The 18,964-nt window shown below is 60.9% G+C and carries 13 protein-coding genes; 8 read left to right on the forward strand and 5 right to left on the reverse strand.

Translation table 11 applies throughout. From position 1 onward, the window contains the following. Nucleotides 1-151 precede the first annotated feature (151 nt). The 8 genes from ACFQDI_RS08335 (at nucleotide 152) to ACFQDI_RS08370 (ending at nucleotide 10,696) form a co-directional block, all read left to right on the forward strand. On the forward strand, nucleotides 152-784 hold the full coding sequence (locus ACFQDI_RS08335) for an Amuc_1102 family pilus-like protein (RefSeq protein WP_377165367.1): 633 nt from the start codon (nucleotides 152-154) through the stop codon (nucleotides 782-784). A gap of 54 nt (nucleotides 785-838) precedes the next feature. Then, nucleotides 839-2,608 (forward strand): Amuc_1101 family PilM-like pilus complex protein, encoded by a 1,770-nt coding sequence (gene mul2B, locus ACFQDI_RS08340; RefSeq protein ID WP_377165369.1) that lies wholly within the window; start codon nucleotides 839-841, stop codon nucleotides 2,606-2,608. Nucleotides 2,609-2,614: 6 nt separating this feature from the next. Then, nucleotides 2,615-3,595: an Amuc_1100 family pilus-like protein gene (locus ACFQDI_RS08345; protein ID WP_377165371.1), complete on the forward strand. Its 981-nt coding sequence runs from the start codon at nucleotides 2,615-2,617 to the stop codon at nucleotides 3,593-3,595. Between the two features lie 38 nt (nucleotides 3,596-3,633). Continuing rightward, complete coding sequence (locus ACFQDI_RS08350; RefSeq protein WP_377165372.1) at nucleotides 3,634-4,626, forward strand: Amuc_1099 family pilus-like system protein; 993 nt, start codon at nucleotides 3,634-3,636, stop codon at nucleotides 4,624-4,626. A 102-nt stretch (nucleotides 4,627-4,728) separates the two neighbouring features. After that, complete coding sequence (locus ACFQDI_RS08355; protein ID WP_377165373.1) at nucleotides 4,729-7,389, forward strand: Amuc_1098 family type IV pilus outer membrane protein; 2,661 nt, start codon at nucleotides 4,729-4,731, stop codon at nucleotides 7,387-7,389. 117 nt (nucleotides 7,390-7,506) lie between these two features. Next, nucleotides 7,507-8,109, forward strand: a complete 603-nt coding sequence (coaE, locus tag ACFQDI_RS08360) for a dephospho-CoA kinase (RefSeq protein WP_377165375.1) — start codon at nucleotides 7,507-7,509, stop codon at nucleotides 8,107-8,109. Then, nucleotides 8,106-9,560, forward strand: coding sequence for a transcription termination factor Rho (gene rho / locus ACFQDI_RS08365; protein WP_377165377.1), 1,455 nt, complete (start codon nucleotides 8,106-8,108; stop codon nucleotides 9,558-9,560). The genes coaE and rho overlap by 4 nt, the downstream gene beginning before the upstream one ends. Further along, on the forward strand, nucleotides 9,557-10,696 hold the full coding sequence (locus ACFQDI_RS08370; protein ID WP_377165379.1) for a ribonuclease D: 1,140 nt from the start codon (nucleotides 9,557-9,559) through the stop codon (nucleotides 10,694-10,696). The genes rho and ACFQDI_RS08370 overlap by 4 nt, the downstream gene beginning before the upstream one ends. Nucleotides 10,697-10,907: 211 nt before the next feature. Here ACFQDI_RS08370 and modA read toward each other — a convergent pair whose 3' ends face one another. Genes modA through ACFQDI_RS08395 form a run of 5 tightly spaced genes read right to left on the reverse strand, consistent with a single transcriptional unit; the run spans nucleotide 10,908 to nucleotide 18,784 of the window. After that, nucleotides 10,908-12,434 (reverse strand): molybdate ABC transporter substrate-binding protein, encoded by a 1,527-nt coding sequence (gene modA / locus ACFQDI_RS08375; RefSeq protein WP_377165381.1) that lies wholly within the window; start codon nucleotides 12,432-12,434, stop codon nucleotides 10,908-10,910. A 28-nt stretch (nucleotides 12,435-12,462) separates the two neighbouring features. Continuing rightward, nucleotides 12,463-13,887: a DUF1501 domain-containing protein gene (locus tag ACFQDI_RS08380; protein ID WP_377165382.1), complete on the reverse strand. Its 1,425-nt coding sequence runs from the start codon at nucleotides 13,885-13,887 to the stop codon at nucleotides 12,463-12,465. A 3-nt stretch (nucleotides 13,888-13,890) separates the two neighbouring features. Next, nucleotides 13,891-16,725 (reverse strand): PSD1 and planctomycete cytochrome C domain-containing protein, encoded by a 2,835-nt coding sequence (locus tag ACFQDI_RS08385; RefSeq protein ID WP_377165384.1) that lies wholly within the window; start codon nucleotides 16,723-16,725, stop codon nucleotides 13,891-13,893. Beyond that, nucleotides 16,722-18,257: a LamG-like jellyroll fold domain-containing protein gene (locus tag ACFQDI_RS08390; RefSeq protein WP_377165386.1), complete on the reverse strand. Its 1,536-nt coding sequence runs from the start codon at nucleotides 18,255-18,257 to the stop codon at nucleotides 16,722-16,724. Before ACFQDI_RS08390 ends, ACFQDI_RS08385 begins: the two co-directional genes overlap by 4 nt. After that, nucleotides 18,254-18,784, reverse strand: coding sequence for a sigma-70 family RNA polymerase sigma factor (locus tag ACFQDI_RS08395; RefSeq protein ID WP_377165388.1), 531 nt, complete (start codon nucleotides 18,782-18,784; stop codon nucleotides 18,254-18,256). Before ACFQDI_RS08395 ends, ACFQDI_RS08390 begins: the two co-directional genes overlap by 4 nt. Nucleotides 18,785-18,964 lie beyond the last annotated feature (180 nt).

Consider the following 18,964-nt stretch of genomic DNA (forward strand, 5'->3'; position numbering starts at 1 on the left):
GAATGCAGCAGTCTGTAGCCGGAGGTGTTGTTTGAGGACGGAAACCACCATGTGGTGACTGATTTTCGCGACTTTCTGCGAATCCCTGCTTGATGCGCAGGGTGTTTTGCTGATAAAACTTTAAAAATACAGGAACAACCACCCCGACAAAATGAAATCCCTCAGCTTGATTTTCGCATCTCTTCTCCTTGCCAATGCCGTTCAGGCGCAAGCGCCGGCGGCGGGTGACAAACTGCCCGGGGTGAAAGTGAAAATCAAAGGGGTGGAGGTGGCGGAACAGCAGACGCCGATGCTCGAGGTGAGCAACATCAAGATGAAGCGCTGGAATCCGAAGAACTGGATCGAGCTGGATGTGGAATTTGACATCAAGCTTCCGGAAGAGGCGGGTGGCAGAAAGGGCACGTATGCCTCGATGCAGCTGAACATTTATGTGGCGCTGAACCACACGACGAAGGAAGGCAAGCGTGAGGTGATCACGGGAACTCTGGATCTGGTGGACATCCCGGCGGACGAGCCCTGCCATGCGCTGGCCTACATCTCCCCCTCCACGCTCAAGTCCATCTTTCAGAAGGACTTTGTGACGGCGGCCTCCGATGTGCAGGGCTGGGGCATTGAGTTTGTGGCGGAAGGCAAGGTGGTGGCGGCGAAGTCGAGCATCGGGAACAAGCCCTGGTGGGAGAACAAGGAAACCTTTGCCATGCTGCAGGGGATGCTGCTGAACAAGCTGCAGACGCCTTTTGCGAATGTCTTTGGCGACTACGATGTGCAGGTCAAAGCCAAGTAAGCGCAGCCGTCCCGTCAGACCCTAGTTGTTCAGCGATTTTTTACCTTATCCAGCATGGCAGACCCAAACAGCATTGCAGTCATCAGTCTTGGCTCCCAGCGCGTCAGCGGAGCATTTTTCGGCAAAACGCCGGGAGGGGATCTCATCCTGAAGCGGTATGAGATCGTTGAACTGGACGGAGATCCTTCGGTGGATGTGAGCCGGCAGCCGCAGCTGAAAACGGCGCTGCAGGAGCTTGTGTCCAAGGCGAGGATCAAAGGGCAAAAGACCTGGTGCTCTGTGCCGGGGCATCCGGTTTTCAGCCGATTTGTGAAGCTGCCGCCTGTGCAGGGGGACAAGCTGTCGCAGATTGTGGAATTTGAAGCGCGGCAGAATGTGCCGTGGCAGCTGGACGAGGTCTCCTGGGACTACGAAGTGGTTTCCAAGTCTGATCTGGGCGAGATCGAAGTGGTGCTGGCGGCGATGAAGTGCGAGCCGCTGAACGAGATGCATGAGGAGGTGTCTGCCAGCGGTGTGAAGGTGGCGGGCATGGATGTGGGGCCGCTGGCGCTCTACAATGCGTTTCGCTACAGCTACCCCGATGTGGACGAGCCAGCCCTGATCGTGGACATGGGTGCACGCTCTACCAATCTGGTGTTTGTGGAGGGGGACCGCTTTTTCACACGCAACCTGCTGGTGGGCGGTGCCGCCGTGACCAACGCGATTGCGAAGGAGTTTGGGATTTCGTTTGCCGAGGCTGAGCAGCAGAAGCGCACGCAGGGCTTTGTGGCCCTGGGCGGAGCTGTGGAGGACCACCCGGACGAGGGAGTGAACGCGATGTCCAAGGTGATGCGCAACTCGATGACGAGGCTGCATGCCGAGATCATGCGCACGATCACCTTTTACCGCAGCCAGCAGGGAGGCAGCGCGCCGAAGCGGGTGTTTCTGGCGGGTGGCGGATCTGCGGCGGGCTACATTGCGGAGTTTTTCGCTGAGAAACTGAAGCTGCCGGTGGAGATCTACAACGGTCTGCGCGGTGTGCAGACCGACCGTGGAGTGAGCGCGGAGGCCGCCCAGATGGACGCGCCAGCGCTCGGAGAGCTGGTGGGGCTGGCCTTGAGAGGCATGGGCGCCTGCCCGTGTGAAATCGAGCTGGTTCCTTCGGCGCTGGCCTCGGCACGTGATGCAGCACGGCGTGCGCCTGCACTGATTCTGGCGGGTGTCTGCCTGCTGGGGGCTCTGGGAGCCTCGATTGTCTGGTTTAACAGCGCCAGGGCGGTGGTGGAAACCCGTGCGGCGACCCTGCAGGCGGAAAGCGCGCAGCTGAGCAGGCTGGCGAATGACATTCAGCGCCTGGATGCGAGACAGGAGGAACTGCGCCTGCGCAGTGCGCAGCTGGAACAGGCTGTGACAGACCGCTCCTGGTGGGCGCATCTGCTGAATGATCTGAACCAGCAGTTTGACAATGACCTGATCTGGCTGCCGGTGATCGAAGTGCTGAAGGATGGCAAGCCGATCACAAAGCCGCTGTGGGGTGGTGATGAAAACGGTGGCGGGTCTTCGTCCTCCACCTCCAGCACCACTGCGAACAACCGCAACGGTGTGCCTGCCGAGCCAGTGTACATGCTGCGCATGCGCGGCCTGTACCGCAAAAACGACAAGGGAGAGCAGAAGGTGGTGTATGACTTTGCCTCCAAGCTGGCCAAGCTGGATGCCTTTAACACGCCGGACTTTGAGACCAAGCGTGACAACTATGTGAAGGTGGACAGCGGCGTGGATGAAGAACGCTACGCCTACCACTTCGAAATCAAAATGCCTCTGCGCAATCCTCTGAAATTTCAATAAAGACTCATGGACTGGATACGTGAAAACAAACCATTGGCCGCCATTCTTGGCGTGATCGCCGTCGGCTCGCTGGCTCTTGGCTACCTGCTGTACGATGCGTGGAGCGTGTATGATGAAACCAAGGAGGGCTATCTCGGCCTGGGGAACCAGGTGGCCGGCCTGAAAGGCGCGCGGCTGGCGCCCACGAACGAAAACCTCGCTGCGAAACAGGCGGCGGTGGATGAGTACGCGAAGCTGGTGGACACCCTGGGCAAGACGGTACTGATCCTTCAGCCAAAGGTTGCTCCGATCAATGACATTGAATTCCAGGACAAGCTCAAGGCGAAGATCTCCGAAATCCGCAAGCTGGCGGGTGAGTCGAAGGTGCAGCTGCCGGCTGAGTTTGCGTTTGGCTTTGAAGACTACACGAGCACGCTGCCCAAATCTGCCGCTGCTGCCACGGAGCTTTCCGGCTATCTCGATGCGATGGAGAAGCTGATGAAGCTTTTCCTGGACTGCGGGGTGAAGGGTGTGGACCTGCTGGAGCGCTCCAAGCTGCCGGTGGAAGCTGCGACTGCGGCGAATGCGCAGGGGAACAACAATGCGGCGATGAGGGGGCAGGCTTCTGCTGAGATTTTGGAAAAACGCCAGATCTCGGCGGTGCTGACTCTGGACCAGGGGCCGCTGCAGCTGCTCGTCAGCCGCCTGACCAGCCCAAGTGACATGCCGTATTTCACGAGCCTGCGTGTGCTGCGCGTGGAGAACCAGATGCAGGATGGTCCGCTGACTTCCGAGGTCAGGCTGCCGACGCAGGAGACCAAGGTGCAGGGAAGCACTCCTGCGGCGGAAGAAGCCCCAACGGATGAGATCAAGCCGCCTGAGCCCGCCTTTCCGGATGCCATCTCCGTCTTTGGCAATGAGCTTCTGAAGGTCAGGCTTGAAATTGATCTGGTCAAATTTTTGGACGCTGCCGCAGGGATTGCGGCCCAGGCCCCTACCGGACGTTGATCTCACTTTATAAAAATCCGCAGCCTTAAAGCACCACCATGCAGAACCGACAGGGCAATTACGAAAAAACCATTTTGATCATTTCCTCCCTCCTCGCCATCGGGGTGGCCGTGTTTTTGATCCTCCAATCGCAAGGGCTCGAGGAGAGCCTGATCCTTCCGCAGGGATTCTCCAAGAACGACCTGAACGCACCCGCCAGCCAGAAGGTGGTGGATGCCACCGAGACCATGAAGAAGAAGTATTCCTGGGTCTCGCCGCTGCGGAATGGCAAGGCGGTGCCTTTGAACAAATCCGTGATGCTGGTGATGAAGGACAGCAAGCTGTTCGATCTCCTGCTGCCGGAGCCGAAGCTGCGTGAGCCGATGACGAACATCTTCCTCACCGGCGACCCGAGCAAGAGCCCGCCTGAGGCGCCGCTGCCGAACATTTTCTCCCCCAATGTGGGCGACCTGGATGCTGACAGCGACGGGTTTTCCAATCTGGAGGAATTCAACGGGAAGACCGATCCACGTGATGCGAGCTCCCTGCCGCCGCATACGAACAAGCTTTTCCTGATCAAGCGGATCAGCCACGACTACATCCTGCAACTGAAGGGCGGCAGCGACGGCACCTTCCAGATCAAGCGCCTGGCCCCCACTGTGAGCAGCGTATTCAAGCCGCTGAACGAAGAGTTTGGCTTCGACAAGGGCACCCTGCGTTTCAAGATCCTCTCCGCCGAGAAGAAAACCATCACCACCAAGTTCGGCCCGAAGGACGCCTTTGCTCTGAAGATGTACGACATGTCCACGAAGAAGGAGTTTACGCTGGAGGAGGGCACGGATGTGAACCTGGCGGAGTATGAGGCCGAGTTCGAATTCCGCTGGAAAAAGCGCCGGGTGATCCCTGGGCTGAAGGAGGGCGGGACATTCCAGCTTCCCGGCCTTGGCAAGAGCTATTACATTCTCAAACTGGAAGAAAACAAGGCTGTCATTTCCCCACTGGGAGCTGATGGCAAACCCACCAAAGAAACCATCGAAATCAAGCAGGGGTGAACGAGGCGTAATTTTCTCCCGCGCGGAAAAAATTAACTCGCCAAAGCTCGCCGTAATCTGTTAGTAATCTCTCTTTACCACTAAATATTGTCAGTTTGCCCTATGACCCATCACTCTCGTCTGGTGTTCAACCTTTCCCTTCTCGCCTTGACCGCGGCATCGCCAGCGGTCATGGCCCAGAGCCCAAGTACCGTCTCTGGAATGGCCAACCGCGAAATCGCGCGTCGCTATGCCCGCATTGAAGATGCCCGCACAGCCATGGACCGTGGCGACAAGCTGTTCAGCGAAGGGGACTACGAAGGTGCGCTCAGTGCCTACAAAAACGCCATTGATTCGCTGCCGAACGCACCTCTGACCAGTGACTGGCTGGATCTGGCCAAGCTCAAGTATGCCGACTGCAGTGTCACGGTGGCGCAGGAGCGCGCCAAGGCAGGCAATTACAAGGAAGCCCGTCAGCTGCTGGAAGGCGCGACGAGCTACGTGCCAGGGCACAAAGGCGCGCTGGTTTTCTCCAAGCAGCTGGAAGATCCTGACCGCTGGCCGCCAGGACTCACGGCTGAGCACGTGACCAATGTGGGCAAAGTGCAGTCGGGCCTTCTGCTGGGCAACAGCTCTGTTGAGCTCGGCAACTATGACGCTGCCATTGCGCAGTATCAGGACGTCCTGCGGACAGACCCCTACAACACAGCCGCCCGCCGCGGGATGGAAAATGCCGAGCGCAAGCGTGAGGCCTATTTCAAGTCTGCCTATGATCATCAGCGTGCCAAAATGCTGGCCCAGGTGACCGAGACATGGGAAGACAAGGTGCCGGTGCAGGGGCAGGCAGTGAGCTTTGAGTATGGCGTGGGCCGCAGCCCTGGCGCCTACCTGACGGAGAAAATGAACACGATCATTTTCCCAACGGTGCAGTTTGAAGGTGCCACCATTCAGGAAGCCATCGAATACCTGCGCATCAAGAGCCGTGACCTGGACACTACCCAGGACAAAAGCGGCGTCAAGGGCGTCAACATCATTCTCCGCACCGGTGACGCTCCGAGCAACGCCTCCATCAGCCTTGACCTGAAGGATGTGCCGATGTCCGAAGCTCTTCGCTATGTGACCGAGCTGGCGCAGATGAAATACAAGGTGGAAGCCCACGCCGTGCTGGTGGTGCCGCTTTCTGAAAATGCCAGTGAGCAATACACCCGCAGCTACCGTGTGCCGCCAGATTTCCTGAGCACCGGCGGTGGTGACCCAGGTGCCGGCCCAGCTCCTGCTGCCAATGCCGACCCGTTTGCAAACAACGGTGGAGCAGCTGCTCCTGGCGCAAGCAATCTGATCGCCCGCAAGACTGCACGTCAGATCCTTGAAGCCTCCGGCATTCTTTTCCCTGAAGGTGCCTCTGCTAGCTACAATCCGGCCAACTCACAGCTGGTCGTCAGAAACACCCAGCCGAACCTTGATCTGGTGGAAGCCTACGTGGAATCCATCACCAAGCTGGCTCCGAAGATGGTGGTCATCACCTCCAAGTTTGTGGAAGTCACCCAGAAGAACACCGAAGAGCTTGGCTTTGACTGGCTTCTCGGCGGAGTGGGCATCGGCAACCTTGTCATGGGCGGTGGCAGCACCGGCAATGGCAACGCATACAACGCAGCCAACTATCCTTTCCAGGCTTCGAACCTTGTCATTCCTGGCTACTACGTCGGCACGGAGCAGGTGTTCCCCAACATCCCGGTGGCTGCAGCCTTTGCGGGCTCGATCCCTCTGGGTGCCGTTCCTGGAAACAGCGTCAGCGGAGCCAATCCTAACGGTACCTCTCCCTTCCCCTACGGTGGTGGGCCGGTCACTGCCGGAAATCGCAGCGGTGGCTTTGCCATCAGCAACAGCAGCATCGACAACCTTCTGACCACAGGCTCAACGACTGCCACGACCAGCGTGGCGCCTGGGATCTTCTCCACGGCAGGCATCTTCTCCGATCCAGCCTTCCAGACCGTCCTTCGCGGCCTGAGCCAGAAGAAGGGTGTGGACCTGATGAGCGCCCCGAGCGTGACCACCAAGAGCGGTACACGTGCCACGATGGAAGTGACTCGCGAATTTATCTATCCGACCGAATTCGATCCTCCCCGTCTTCCCCAGGGTGGTGGCGGTCTGAACGTTGGTGGTGGCGGTGGTGGTGGTCAGCAGATCGCAACTCCCACGACTCCGACGGCGTTCGAAATGCGCCAGACCGGTGTCCGTCTTGAGGCTGAGCCTACCGTGGGTGCAGATGGCAACACGATCGAGCTGACGCTGGCTCCTGAAGTGGTGGAGTTCGATGGCTTCATCAACTACGGTTCTCCGATCATGTCGCCTTCGAGCCAGTCGGTTCTGCCGATTCAGCTTTCGACCGGAACGATTGGTTATGTGCCCCTGCAACAGCCAGAGCGTCTGATCACGCCTAACATCATCAACCAGCCAGTGTTCTCTGTGCGCAAGGTGACAACGGGTGTCTCGATCTGGGATGGCCAGACGGTGGCTCTCGGCGGCCTGATCCGCGAAGACGTGCAGGACGTGCAGGACAAAGTGCCGATCCTTGGCGACCTTCCCTTCGTGGGCCGCCTGTTCAAGAGCGAGTCTGAGCAGCACTACAAGCGTAACCTGATGATCTTTGTGACGGCTAACCTGATCGACCCTTCGGGCCAGCGTATCAAGCCAGCCAACGCAACCCAGGCTGCCGCTGCTGACACTGCTGCCGGCCCAGGCTCCGTCGGAACACTCCTTCCGACCGTGGCCCCAGGAAACTAAGCGTTACCACATAACAACTCCAAACCGACATCAGGCAGGATTGCGTCAAGCATCCTGCCTGATGTGTTTTTAACCACTGGCCGTTGCGCAGCGGAGGCAGAGCGGCCATTTAGAGAGATGAAATCTTGGGTGATCACTGGCGGGGCAGGATGTGGCAAAAGCTCACTGGCCAGATTGCTGCTGCAGCAGCTACCGGAGCCGAGCCGGTTCTTTTCCGCCGACCTGGCTGTGGCAGAGGTCATGAAGGAGGAGGCGACGATGCAGAAGCTCGTGGCCGCGTTTGGCACGCAGGTGCTGGTGAAGCCCGGGGAGGTGAACCGACAGTGGCTGCGTGATGTGGTCCTGCCAGATGAAGGGCTGCGCAGCAGGCTGGAGGGTGTGCTGCACCCCCCCGTTCTCGCTGCGCTGGAGTTGGCCCGAAAAGCGGCCGAGAAGGAGGGGGTGAATCTTTTCCTTGCGGAAATCCCCCTCCACTATGAGATTGGAGGCACAGTTTCAGCAGACTTTGTCATCGTGGTGGCTTCCAGCCGGTCGGTGCAAGTCAGGCGGATGATGGAAACCCGGGGACTCGACGAACAGACCGTTCAGAAGTTTCTGGAGGCCCAATGGCCCATCGAAGCCAAGGTTGAAAGAGCAGATGCCGTCATTTGGAATGATGGTTCTCTGACTTCTCTTGAAGCCCAGGTGCTGACGCTGGCAAGTCCACTCTTGCAAGCATGAACGACCTATCTACCGAATCCCCCGCCACGGTTGCGGCTACCGCCGCTCCACCCGTGCCGGAAACCATCCCTGCAGCCAATACCTCCCCGGTGAGCGCCGAGCCGCAGGCGGAATGTGCCCCAGCCGCCCAGGCTGCCGCCGAACCTGCAGAGCCGCAGAAGCCAGAAGGAGCGCAGCCGCCTTTCCCAGAGGAGGTCTCCATCAACGAACTGCAGAATGCGCCGCTTTCAGAGCTGCTGGAGCTAGCAGAGAAGGTGGGCTTCCGCCTGAATGCGAGCCGCACGAAGCACCAGCTCATCTATGACCTGTGCTCCTGGCTGGCGGAGCACAAAACGCGCCTTAAGGTGGAGGGCGTGCTGGAAATTGGCTCGGACAACTACGGCCTGATCCGATACCCGAAATACAGCTTCACCCCGCTGCCGGAAGATGTGTTTGTGCCGCTGTTTCTGGTGAGGAAATTCAACCTGCGTCCGAGCCAGAGAATTACAGGGATTGCGAAGGCACCGAAGGACCGGGACAAGTACCTGGCGATCGACCGGATCACGGAAGTCGAAGGCATCGCGATCGAAAAATGGGAGACGCCGGTGGAGTTTGACAAGCTTACGGCGACCTTTCCCAACAAGCGCATCATTCTTGAAACCGCGAAGCCCTGTGCGGTCAGCTCACGCATCCTGGACATCGTGGCGCCGCTGGGCAAAGGGCAGCGCGGGCTGATCTGCGCGCCGCCGCGTTCGGGGAAGACGGTGATCCTGAAGGACATCGCCAAATCCATAGCGCAGAACCACAAGGAGGTGACCCTGATCGTGCTGCTGCTGGACGAGCGGCCTGAGGAAGTGACCGACTTTGAGGAGACGGTGCAGGGCTGCGAGATCTACAGCTCGACGTTTGACGAGAGTCCGAAGCGGCACAGCCAGGTGGCGGAGATCGTGCGTGAGCGCGCCTGCCGTCTGGTGGAACTGAAGAAGGATGTGGTGATCCTGCTGGACAGCATCACGCGTCTGGCGCGTGGCTACAACTCCACGCAGGGCGGCAAAGGCGGGGCCTACATGGCAGGGGGCGTGGGAACGAAGGCGCTGCAAAAGCCCAAGAAATTTTTCGGGTCCGCACGCAATGTGGAGGAAGGCGGCAGCCTGACGATCATAGCCACGGCGCTGATCGAGACCGAGAGCCGCATGGACGAAGTGATCTTTGAGGAATTCAAGGGGACGGGCAACATGGAGGCCACGCTGGACCGGGAGATCTCCGAACGGCGGATCTACCCTGCGCTGCATCTGCTGAAGTCTGGCACACGGCGTGACGACCTGCTCTACCATCCTGACGAATTCCGGCGCATCACCCAGGTGCGCAAGCAGCTAGCCGCTGTCCCTGCCGTTGAAGCTCTTGAGATGCTCATCCGCAACATCAACCGCACCAGCAACAATGCGGAAATCCTTCTCATGGGCCTGAAATGAACGAGGAAGGACCAACAACGAAGGACTACGAGTTCATCGACACGCCAGCCCATCTTGAGCAGTGGATCGGCCAGATGCGGGCCTGGCTGGCTGAAAGCCCTGACAAGCGCTGCTGCCTCGACACGGAGGCGGACAGCCTGCACCACTACCATGAGAAGCTGTGCCTGCTGCAGGTGAACTGCGCGGGCAAGTACGCGCTGGTGGACCCGCTGGCGATTTCTGATGTTTCACCCCTGCTGGAGCTGCTGGATGCCCATGAGCTGTGGTTTCACGGAGCGGACTACGACCTGACGATGCTGCGCCGGACCTATGACTGGAGCCCGCGGGTGATCCGGGATACGCAGATCGCAGCGCGCCTGCTCGGGGCGAGGCAGTTTGGCCTAGCAGCGCTGGTGAAAAACGCCTTTGGACTGGAGCTGTGCAAAGCCTCCCAAAAAGCGGACTGGAGCCGCCGCCCGCTGCCGCCAAACATGCTCTCGTATGCGGTGGATGACGTGCGCTACCTGCTGCCGATCGCGGACAAGTTTGTGGCGGAGCTGAAGGAAAAGGGCCGCGAGGAGTGGTTTCACGAAAGCTGCCGCTCGCTGCAGGAAGATGTGGCTGCGAGAGACAAGGTCTCGCGTGAAGACCCCTGGCGTGTGCAGGGCTGCGGCAGGCTGCACCCCAAAGGCCTGGCGGTCCTGAAGGCGATGTGGGAATGGCGCGAGGGCATCGCCCGTGAGCGTGACACGCCCTGCTTCAAGATCATGTCCAACAAGCAGATGGTGGCCTATGCCGAGCAGTTTGAGGCCGGGCAGTCGCTGAATCCGCCGAACGGCTGGCGCCCGCGCTGGAAGAAGGAGTTTTTTGACATCGTTGTGGCGATCATGGCCTCCGCGCCTGCCGACTGGCCGCAGCGTGCCAAGAAGACGAAGGGACGCCTGAGCGACGCGCAGAGAGAGCAGATCGACAAGCTGTGTGCCTACCGTGAAAAGGTGGCGCAGGGGCTGGAGATCGAGGCCTCGCTGCTGGGATCGCGTGCCACGATTGAGGAACTCGTCATCGACGGAGATCCTGCCAGCCATCTGATGAGCTGGCAGCATGACCTGATGGCGCAGGGCCTGGAGCAGGTGCTGAGTGCGACGGAGCAGGCATAGGTAGAGGATTCGGTGGCCTATTTCCGCATCTGCAGAGGGTTTGCGGATCAGCGGTGATGCCGGGCGACGTGGGAGCGTGTGGGATCGGGACGATCCCACTCCCCCAGAGGGCTGGCAGATGGCCAGCAATGCGGGTGTCCGCACATGAGACCTGAGGCCCGTTTCATCTGTGCGTGTTCTGAGGTGCTCTCTTTGTGTTGAAAGTGCAGCGTTACTTCTGCTGCATCCAGGTGGGCAGGACGATGTCCGCGCTTTTGACGGGGGCGGTGTCGCCTTTCCAGGCGAAGCCAGCGCTTTCAAAGCTGGTGCGTTTTTCGCGCAGAAAGGCGAGCAGTCGCTGGCCGATCTGGTAGTTGGGGGAGTCTTTGCGGACGGCGAAAGGCTGCACAGCCTTGGATTTGTCCGCAGGGAGGGGGATGGCTTCGAAGTGGTCCTTGTCGTTGTTGATGTTGATGCCGTACACCACGGCGGCATCGAGAGAGCCGGTGCGCATCTGATTGACGAGGAAGTCGGCGGTGGGGACCTGGGATGAGGCGTTTTTGCTGACGCTTTCCAGGAGGTTCATGGACTTGAGAATGGAGCGGGTGAGGTAGCCGATGGTGGACTGCTCCGCATTGCACAGGCCAACGCGGAGGCCTGGGCGGGCGAGGTCTGCGAGGGTGTGGATGCCTTTGGGGTTGCCCTTGGGCACAGCGATGACGATTTCGGCCTCGGTAAGCAGGATGGCCTCGGGGAACTGCTCGGCCACGGGCGGGACGAAGCAGACATCGCAGGCATAATAGACGTCCGGGTACTTGGGATTGGTGCTGTCTCCCATGGTCTTCATGGCGGCGCAGAGGATGCCGCAGCCATTGAAGACGGTGGTCATGGTGATGCCCTCGTGAGAGGCGAATTCATGGAGGAGTTTTTCGATGGCGGGGCGGTTCACGCCGCCGCTGTAGAGGATGAGGTCGGGACGCATGGCCCATTTGTCTCCGGGTACGGCCTTGAAGCCCTGCTTTTGAAACACGGCCGCGCCTTTCTCAGGAGCGGTGAGGTAGCGGGCAAAGCGCAGCGCCTCCGCCGGATGCTGGCTGAAGGAGAGCACGGCGGCGGTGCCGGATTCGGTGTGCTTGGAAAGCTCCGGCAGCATGACGGCCTCCAGCCCTTTGAACTGCGGCACGACGGAGTCCCACACGATGGCGGCATCGACAGCACCGAGGGAGAGGTCGGCGGCGATTTCGGTGACGGTGGGTTTCATCACGGCGGCTTTGGCGGCGAGGGCATCCCAGTCCGGACCGAGGAGCTTTTTCACCACACGGCCGATGCTGGCGGCTTCGGGATTGGCGAGGGCGACTTTGATTTCGGGAGTCTTCAGTGCGGCGATGCTTTCGATGTGCTTCGGATTCCCTTTGGCCACGGCGACGACGGGCTGCTGCTTGACCAGAATGAACTCCTCACGGGTGACGCCGAGTTTTTTTGCATCGGCCAGCGCGCCGTCATCGGCGGCGATGAAGATGTCGCCCTGCTTGGCGATTTTGAGCTGGCTGAGGAGCGTGCCCGTTCCGCCGAACTGCAGGCGCACCTCGATGCCGGTTTCCTTTTGATACGCAGCGGCGATTTCTTCGACCGGCTTTTTCATGCCTGCGGCGCAGAAGACGGTGATGGGGGCGGAACTCGTCTTGGCGGATTTCAGCGCGACCCAGGCAGCACCTGCGGCAGCACCCAGGCAGATAACGGCGATCAGTTTCTTCAGCATGATGCTGCAACGTGTCAGAAGAGGAAAGCTATGCGATCAATTTCTCGATGACCTGGCCGCCGAACTGGCTGAGCTGCTTGAAGCGTCCGGCGTGGTAGAAGGTGAGCTTGTTGTCGTCCAGGCCGAGGAGGCGGAGGAGGGTGATGTGGAGATTGCGCACATGGTGCACCTCCTCCACGGCCTCCATGCCGCGGTCGTCGGTGCTGCCGATGGTGTGGCCAGCTTTGCAGCCGCCACCGGCGAGCCAGATGGTCATGGCCTTGGGATTGTGGTCGCGGCCATAGGCGGTGCCGCCGCGCACGCCGTTGTCCGGGGTGCGGCCGAATTCGCCGCACCAGACGATGAGGGTGTCGTCGAGCAGGCCGCGCTGCTTGAGGTCCTTGATGAGGGCGGCGATGGGCTGGTCCACCTGATGGATGAGATTGCCGTGGGCGCGCTCGATGTAGTCGTGGCTGTCCCAGGTGCCGGCGTAGAGCTGGACAAAGCGCACGCCTTTTTCCACGAGCTTGCGGGCGAGCAGGCACTTGCGGCCAAAGGCATCCGTGGCGTCGCTGCCAATGCCGTACATGGCCTTGGTCTTTTCGTCCTCTTTGCTGAGGTCGAGCGTCTCCGGAACCTGGGTCTGCATGCGGAAGGCGAGCTCGTAATTGTGCATGCGGGCCTGCAGCTCGTCGTGCCAGGGATGGGCCTCGGCGTGCTTGGTATTGAGCTGGGCGAGGAGGTCGAGATTGGCGCGCTGGTGAGCGGCGGAGATGCCGGGTGGGGGCTGGAGATCGAGAATCGGGGAGCCTTTCGGGCGGAGCGGGGTGCCTTGAAACTGGGCGGGGAGGTAGCCATTGCTCCAATTGGCGCTGCCGCCCTGCGGGTAGCTGATTTCTGGAAGCACGACGAAACCGGGGAGGTCCTGATTCACGGAGCCGAGGCCGTAAGTGACCCAGGAGCCGATGGCGGGATCGCCGCCGAAGCGGTTGCCGCAGTTCATTTGATACATGGCGGTGGGGTGGTTGACGGAATCCACCTGGCAGCCACGGAAGAAGCAGAGGTCATCGGCGACGGTGGAGAGGTGTTTCCAGGGCTCGCTCATCCATGCGCCGCTGTGACCGTGCTGGGCGAACTTGAAGGGAGACTTTACGTAGTAGCGCTTGCCGCTTTCCATGGCGGACTTCTGCTTTCCCTCGCGGACGAATTCCTTGAGGTGGAGTTTTTCGAGAGCGGGCTTGGGATCGAAGGTGTCGATGTGGGAGGGGCCGCCCTCCATCATGAGGAAGATGCAGCGCTTGGCCTTGGCGGGGACCTGCTGGGCCTTGGGGGCGAGAGGGCCTTGTGATTCGGATGCGAGCAGAGAGGTGAGCGCCACGCTGCCGAGCGAGGCACCGAGGCCATACACAAACTCTCGGCGTGTGGGGGCATGCAGTGCGCGTGATCCTGCACAGGGGAAGAAGTGAGGGTTCATGGCTCAGTAGAGGTAGGCAAATTCGTTGGAGTTCAGCAGGGCCAGGCAGACGTCTGCGAGTGCGCGGGTGCGGGCATCGACATCGGCGGGCTGGAGGTCGGGGACGAAGTCGGCGTAGGCGGGGAGCTTTTCCTGGAAGCTGAATTTCTCGCCGGTGTTTTCCTCCACAGCGTCACGCTTCACAGTGAGCGGCGGGGATGATTGGGGGAAGGTGAGGCCGGTTTGTTTCTTTTGCATGGCCTGCCAGTGAGCGGTGCAGGCGGCTTTTTCTTCGGCGGAGGGAGCGCGGCCGTAGGTGAGCTGGAAGATGCGGGTGATGGCATCGGGTGTCTTTTCTTGCAGCACGCGGTGTGCGAGTGCGAGGGCGCGGCTGTAGCTGGCCTGGCCATTGAAGAGGCTGAAGACCTGGGGCGTGACGGTGGAGACCTCGCGGGCTTCGCAGGAGAAGTCGGGCGCGGGCTCGTTGAAGACCTCCATGAAAGGATCGCGCAGGCCACGAATCTTGAGCGCGTAGAGGCTGCGGCGGTGGCGCTGTGCAGGCAGCGCATTCGGCACCCAGGCGGCGGCAAAGGTGCCCATGACCTGACGTGGCTGCATGGCGACCTCGATATTGATCTCGGGGCGGTTGGGTATGCCGCCGAGGGTGGGGTTCAATTCGCCGGTGATGCTGAGCATGGCATCGCGCAGCTCCTCGGCCATGAGGCGGCGGGGCTTGAAGACGGCGTAGGATTTTTCGGCGTCTTCGCGGTTCAACTTACCTTTGAACCCTGAGCTGCGCTGGTAGGCGGCGCTGGTCATGATGAGGCGGTGCATCTCTTTGATGGACCAATTCTTTTCCACCAGGGTGGCTGCGAGCCAGTCGAGCAGGGCGGGATGGGTGGGCTTTTTGCCGGTGCTGCCGAAGTTGTTGGGATTGCCCGCGATGGCCTGGCCGAAGTGCCAGAGCCAGAGGCGATTGACGATGACGCGGGTGGTGAGCGGGTTGTCGCGGCTGGCGATCCAATTTGCCAATGCGGTGCGGCGACCGGTGATGGCGTCTGGGAACTCGATGCTGCTGAGAACTGAGAGCACGCCGGGTTTGACCGGGAGTGTGGGGGAGAAGGGATCGCCCCCACCAAGGATGGCGGTTTTTTCCAGCTCGCCGTTGGCCATGGGATTTTGCGGCATGCGGATGGGCTGGTAAACGCTGACAACCTGCGGGGTGAGGCCGTCATAGACGCTGAAGGCAAAGGGCTCGTAGCGCTCCAGCTCCCACTTGAGGCGTTCGAGGCCTTTACGGGCCACGCGTTCGTTTCCGAAATCCTCGGGGGCAAAGCCGACGAGCTTGGGCGGGTATTGATCTTCGGGCAGGTTTTGCTTTTGAAGAGCGGCGCGGGCGGTTTCAAAGACGCCGGTGAAGCTGCGGCCTTTTTTCATTTTGCCACCGCCAGCGATGAAGGCGCGTGCGGAGGTCACCGCCTTGTCCCAGGCGGCGGGATCGAGCTTCTTTTCAGCATACCACTTTGCAGCATTGGCGAGCATCTTTTCATCAAGGCGGGCGAGCATGGCCAGGTGCTCGTCGCGGCGTGCCTCCAGGTATTTTTTCTCCTCAAAGCCGGTGGTGTTTTCCACGGGCAGGAAGGGAGCGGGGCGCTCCACGAGCTGGGTGGTGCCAAAGCAGGCCTGGATGGCGTAGTAGTCGTGCGTGGGGACGGGGTCGAACTTGTGATCGTGGCAGCGGGCGCACTGCAGCGAGTGGGCGAGGAAGGTCTCGCCGACGCTATTGGTGACGTCATCGAGGAAGCGCTGGCGGGCGATCTTGGCGACCTCCATGCCGGTGAGCTCCCAGGGGCCCATGCGGAGGAAGCCGGTGGCGATGAGGAGTTCGGGGTTCTGAGAGTTGCGGGCAGGAGTGCCTGCACCACTTTCCTGCATTTCATCTCCGGCGATTTGTTCTTTGATGAACTGGTCGTAGGGCTTGTCGGCATTGAAGCTGCGGACGACGTAGTCGCGGTAGCGCCAGGCGTTGCCGCGCTCGTAGTCGTTGGCAAAGCCACTGCTGTCGGCGTAGCGGGTGACATCGAGCCAGTGACGTGCCATGCGCTCGCCGTAGTGGGGGGAGTCGAGCAGGCGGTTGATTAGTTGATGGATGCTGGATGCCGGGTCTTTGCTGTAAGCGGCTGTGAATGCTTCAACTTCCTCGGGAGTGGGAGGGAGGCCGGTGAGGTCGAAGGTGGCGCGGCGGATGAAGGTGCGTGGATCGGCGGCGGGTGCGGGGTCTTTGACAGCGAGGAGGAAGTCGATGGGATGCTGGCCAGCGGGCACGGCAGGCTTTTTTACTGGCTGGTAGGCCCAGAGGCCTTCGGGCTTGTAGCGGCGGCCGGCCCATTCGGGGGAGAGTGCGCCGGAGGTTTTGACCACAATGCCGTCTTCGGCGCTCCATTTTTCGGCGTTGGCCTTGGCGATGGTGCTGCGTTTTGCCTCATCAGGCCAGGGGGCTCCGCCTTCGATCCAGTTTTTGATCCAGCCGAGCTGCTCGGCGTAGAGCTTGTCCGCCTCCTTGGGGGGCATAGGCTCCCAGTCGTCGGCGTGCTGACGAGTGGAGGCGAGGTAGAGCGGGCTGTCCTCGGGCCTGCCAGGGATGATGGATTTCTTTTCGCTCTCGCCGCCCTTCATGGCGCTCTCCTGCGTGCGCATGTCGTAGCCGCCTTTGATCTTCGTTTCGTCATTGCCGTGGCAGGCGAGGCATTTTTCCTGAAACAGCGGCCAGACGCGGCGGACGAAGAGCGCCTCGGCATCCTCGGCATGGAGGGAAGATGCGGCGAGCAGGCTGATGAAAAAGATTTGGCTCGTGGTCATTCGGGTTTGCCGTGGTCGTAGAGGTTACGGACTTCAGAAGCCTTTAATGCGGCGCTGTAGATGGCGAATTCGTCGACGGCACCGTTGAGATTGCGGATGGGGAACTGGTGGCCCTGGGTGGGCAGGCCCCAGTTGCCGATTTCGCAGGGGCCGAAAACGATGTCACGGCCGGGTTGGTGGAGTGTGGAGATTTCGCGGCCAACTTCCTGGCCATCGAAGTACTGGATGACCTCTCCGCGCGCGTTGTCATACGTGACTGCGAGATGGTGCCAGCGGCCGAGGCTGTCGGCGGTGAAGACAGGGCGGCTGAAGTACATCTGGTTTTGCTTGGCGCTCCTGGCTGCATCCGCCGGACGATACATGATGGAGAACATGAGGCTGCCGTCTTCGTAGATCTGCCAGTGGGGCTCGCCGTTGTCGTAGCCGTCGGTGAGGAGGAGGGAATTGTACTTTTTGTCCACGGAGTCGACCTTGACCCAGCAGGCGAGGGTGAGGGCGTCGTAGGTGCCGTCGAGGTTGAGCCGCACGCGGTCGCCGGGGCGCTTGAACTCCAGTGCCTCCTTTTTCTGCCAGCGGCCCTGGGTCCAGCTGGCACCGACCGCGCCACCGGCACGGCTGGGGCGGCGGGGTTCCGCGAAGTTGTTGACGAGGCGGTCCCAGCGGTCGTCCTCCCAGTGCTTGAAGGTGTAGTAGGCGATGAGGCGCGGGTCTTTGCGCGTTTCGAGCGACCACTGCTGCCATTGATCAAAGCGCTGGGTGTCGCGCTTTTGCACGAGGCCGTGAAGCTCATTGATGGAGAGGAAATCCTGCGGCGATGGGCTGGCGGTTTTAGTTGAGGAAAGGGACATGCCTTGCTTCAGACTCGCGGATGTCTGGGCATCGGTGTGGGCGATGACCTCGCCTTCGAAGACATGAACGGCGCTGGTGTTATCCTTCACATTGAGGGCGAACTCGGTGCCGAGGTCTTCGAGCTTCATGCCGGGGGCGTGCATGAGGAAGCCTTTGGCAGCAGGTGGCACATGCACACGCACGCGACCGCTGAGACAGCGCGCCTCCCAAGCGGAGAGGATTTCGATCTCGGCAGCGCCTTCGATCAAAGCGGTGGCTCCGCTATAAAACTCGATCTGCGCTAGGCCCTGGGTGAGCTTGACGGTGCCGGGCTTGAGGGTGTCGCCGCTGCGGAGTGCCGTGGCAAACTGTGCATCCATGGTCTGGCTGAGCATGGCGACGCCGTTGGAAGTGGCCTCGGTTTCCGCTGGGTGGCGGGGCCAGAAGAGGAAGGCGCAGGCGATGGCTGCAGCGGCTGCGGTGAGAGAGGGCCACCAGTGGCGAGGCTGGCGTTTGGGCGTGGTGGATTGCAGGCGGCCGGTATTGACGGCGGGCTGCTGCAGCAGGCGTGCATGCTGATCGACGAGCTCCAGGTAAAGGCGGCGTGCCTGCCAGTCGGAGCGCAGCAGGGCTTCGAGCTGCGCGTGCTGCTCGGGTGTGATCTCGCCATCGATCGCGGCATGGATGAGGGATTCGAGATTCATGTGATGCCCTCGGTTTGAAGCTGGCGCGAGACGCACTCGTGAAGGCGCTGGCGCAGCAGCTCCAGATTGCGGAAGAGGGTGCGGCGGCTGAGGGAGAAGCGGCTCATCATTTCCTCGGCACTCTGGCGCTGGGCGTAGCGGCTGGTGACGAGCTCCTGATCCTGCGGGGTGAGCTTTTGCAGACAGGCATCGAGCAGGCGCAGGCGCTCATCGAGCTGTGGCTCGATGTGGGAGCGCTCGCTGGCGAGGAGGTCCATGACGTCCTCGCTGAAGAGAAGGGGCGAGTGTGCGGATTTTTCGCGATGCTTCTGCACCTGGAGGTAGGCGAAGCGGTAGGCCCAGGGGAGGAAGGGGCGGGCGGGGTCGTACTCGGCGAATTTGCGATACAGAGCCAGGCTCGTCTCCTGCAGGATGTCGCGGGCGTCTGCCTCGCGCGGGACGAGGCTGAAGATGTAGCGAAACAACGGCTCCTGATGCTGCGTGAGCAGGAGGACGAGGGTCTCGGTGCTGGATGGAGAGTCTGGCATGGCCGCTTGGTATTCCCGGCGGGGAGGTGGGGAGTGCCAAAATTGTACCAGAAGGGTGGCCGGGGGAATACACAGAAGACGCGGAAACTGATCCGGAAGTTCTGATTTCCGTGTGTTCCGTCGGCGTGTGAGCAGGTGTTGTTGCGGTGCTGCGGGTTTGTTGCCAGTGTGTCGGAGTCG

The organism is Prosthecobacter fluviatilis (assembly GCF_042655725.1).
Lineage (GTDB): Bacteria > Verrucomicrobiota > Verrucomicrobiia > Verrucomicrobiales > Verrucomicrobiaceae > Prosthecobacter > Prosthecobacter fluviatilis.

Excerpts from the sequence above, each read along its gene's own strand:
- ACFQDI_RS08335 (WP_377165367.1), top strand. The coding sequence starts at position 152 with ATGAAATCCCTCAGCTTGATTTTCGCATCTCTTCTCCTTGCCAATGCC.
- mul2B (WP_377165369.1), top strand. The coding sequence starts at position 839 with ATGGCAGACCCAAACAGCATTGCAGTCATCAGTCTTGGCTCCCAGCGC.
- ACFQDI_RS08345 (WP_377165371.1), top strand. The coding sequence starts at position 2,615 with ATGGACTGGATACGTGAAAACAAACCATTGGCCGCCATTCTTGGCGTG.
- ACFQDI_RS08350 (WP_377165372.1), top strand. The coding sequence starts at position 3,634 with ATGCAGAACCGACAGGGCAATTACGAAAAAACCATTTTGATCATTTCC.
- ACFQDI_RS08355 (WP_377165373.1), top strand. The coding sequence starts at position 4,729 with ATGACCCATCACTCTCGTCTGGTGTTCAACCTTTCCCTTCTCGCCTTG.
- coaE (WP_377165375.1), top strand. The coding sequence starts at position 7,507 with ATGAAATCTTGGGTGATCACTGGCGGGGCAGGATGTGGCAAAAGCTCA.
- rho (WP_377165377.1), top strand. The coding sequence starts at position 8,106 with ATGAACGACCTATCTACCGAATCCCCCGCCACGGTTGCGGCTACCGCC.
- ACFQDI_RS08370 (WP_377165379.1), top strand. The coding sequence starts at position 9,557 with ATGAACGAGGAAGGACCAACAACGAAGGACTACGAGTTCATCGACACG.
- modA (WP_377165381.1), bottom strand. The coding sequence starts at position 12,434 with ATGCTGAAGAAACTGATCGCCGTTATCTGCCTGGGTGCTGCCGCAGGT.
- ACFQDI_RS08380 (WP_377165382.1), bottom strand. The coding sequence starts at position 13,887 with ATGAACCCTCACTTCTTCCCCTGTGCAGGATCACGCGCACTGCATGCC.
- ACFQDI_RS08385 (WP_377165384.1), bottom strand. The coding sequence starts at position 16,725 with ATGACCACGAGCCAAATCTTTTTCATCAGCCTGCTCGCCGCATCTTCC.
- ACFQDI_RS08390 (WP_377165386.1), bottom strand. The coding sequence starts at position 18,257 with ATGAATCTCGAATCCCTCATCCATGCCGCGATCGATGGCGAGATCACA.
- ACFQDI_RS08395 (WP_377165388.1), bottom strand. The coding sequence starts at position 18,784 with ATGCCAGACTCTCCATCCAGCACCGAGACCCTCGTCCTCCTGCTCACG.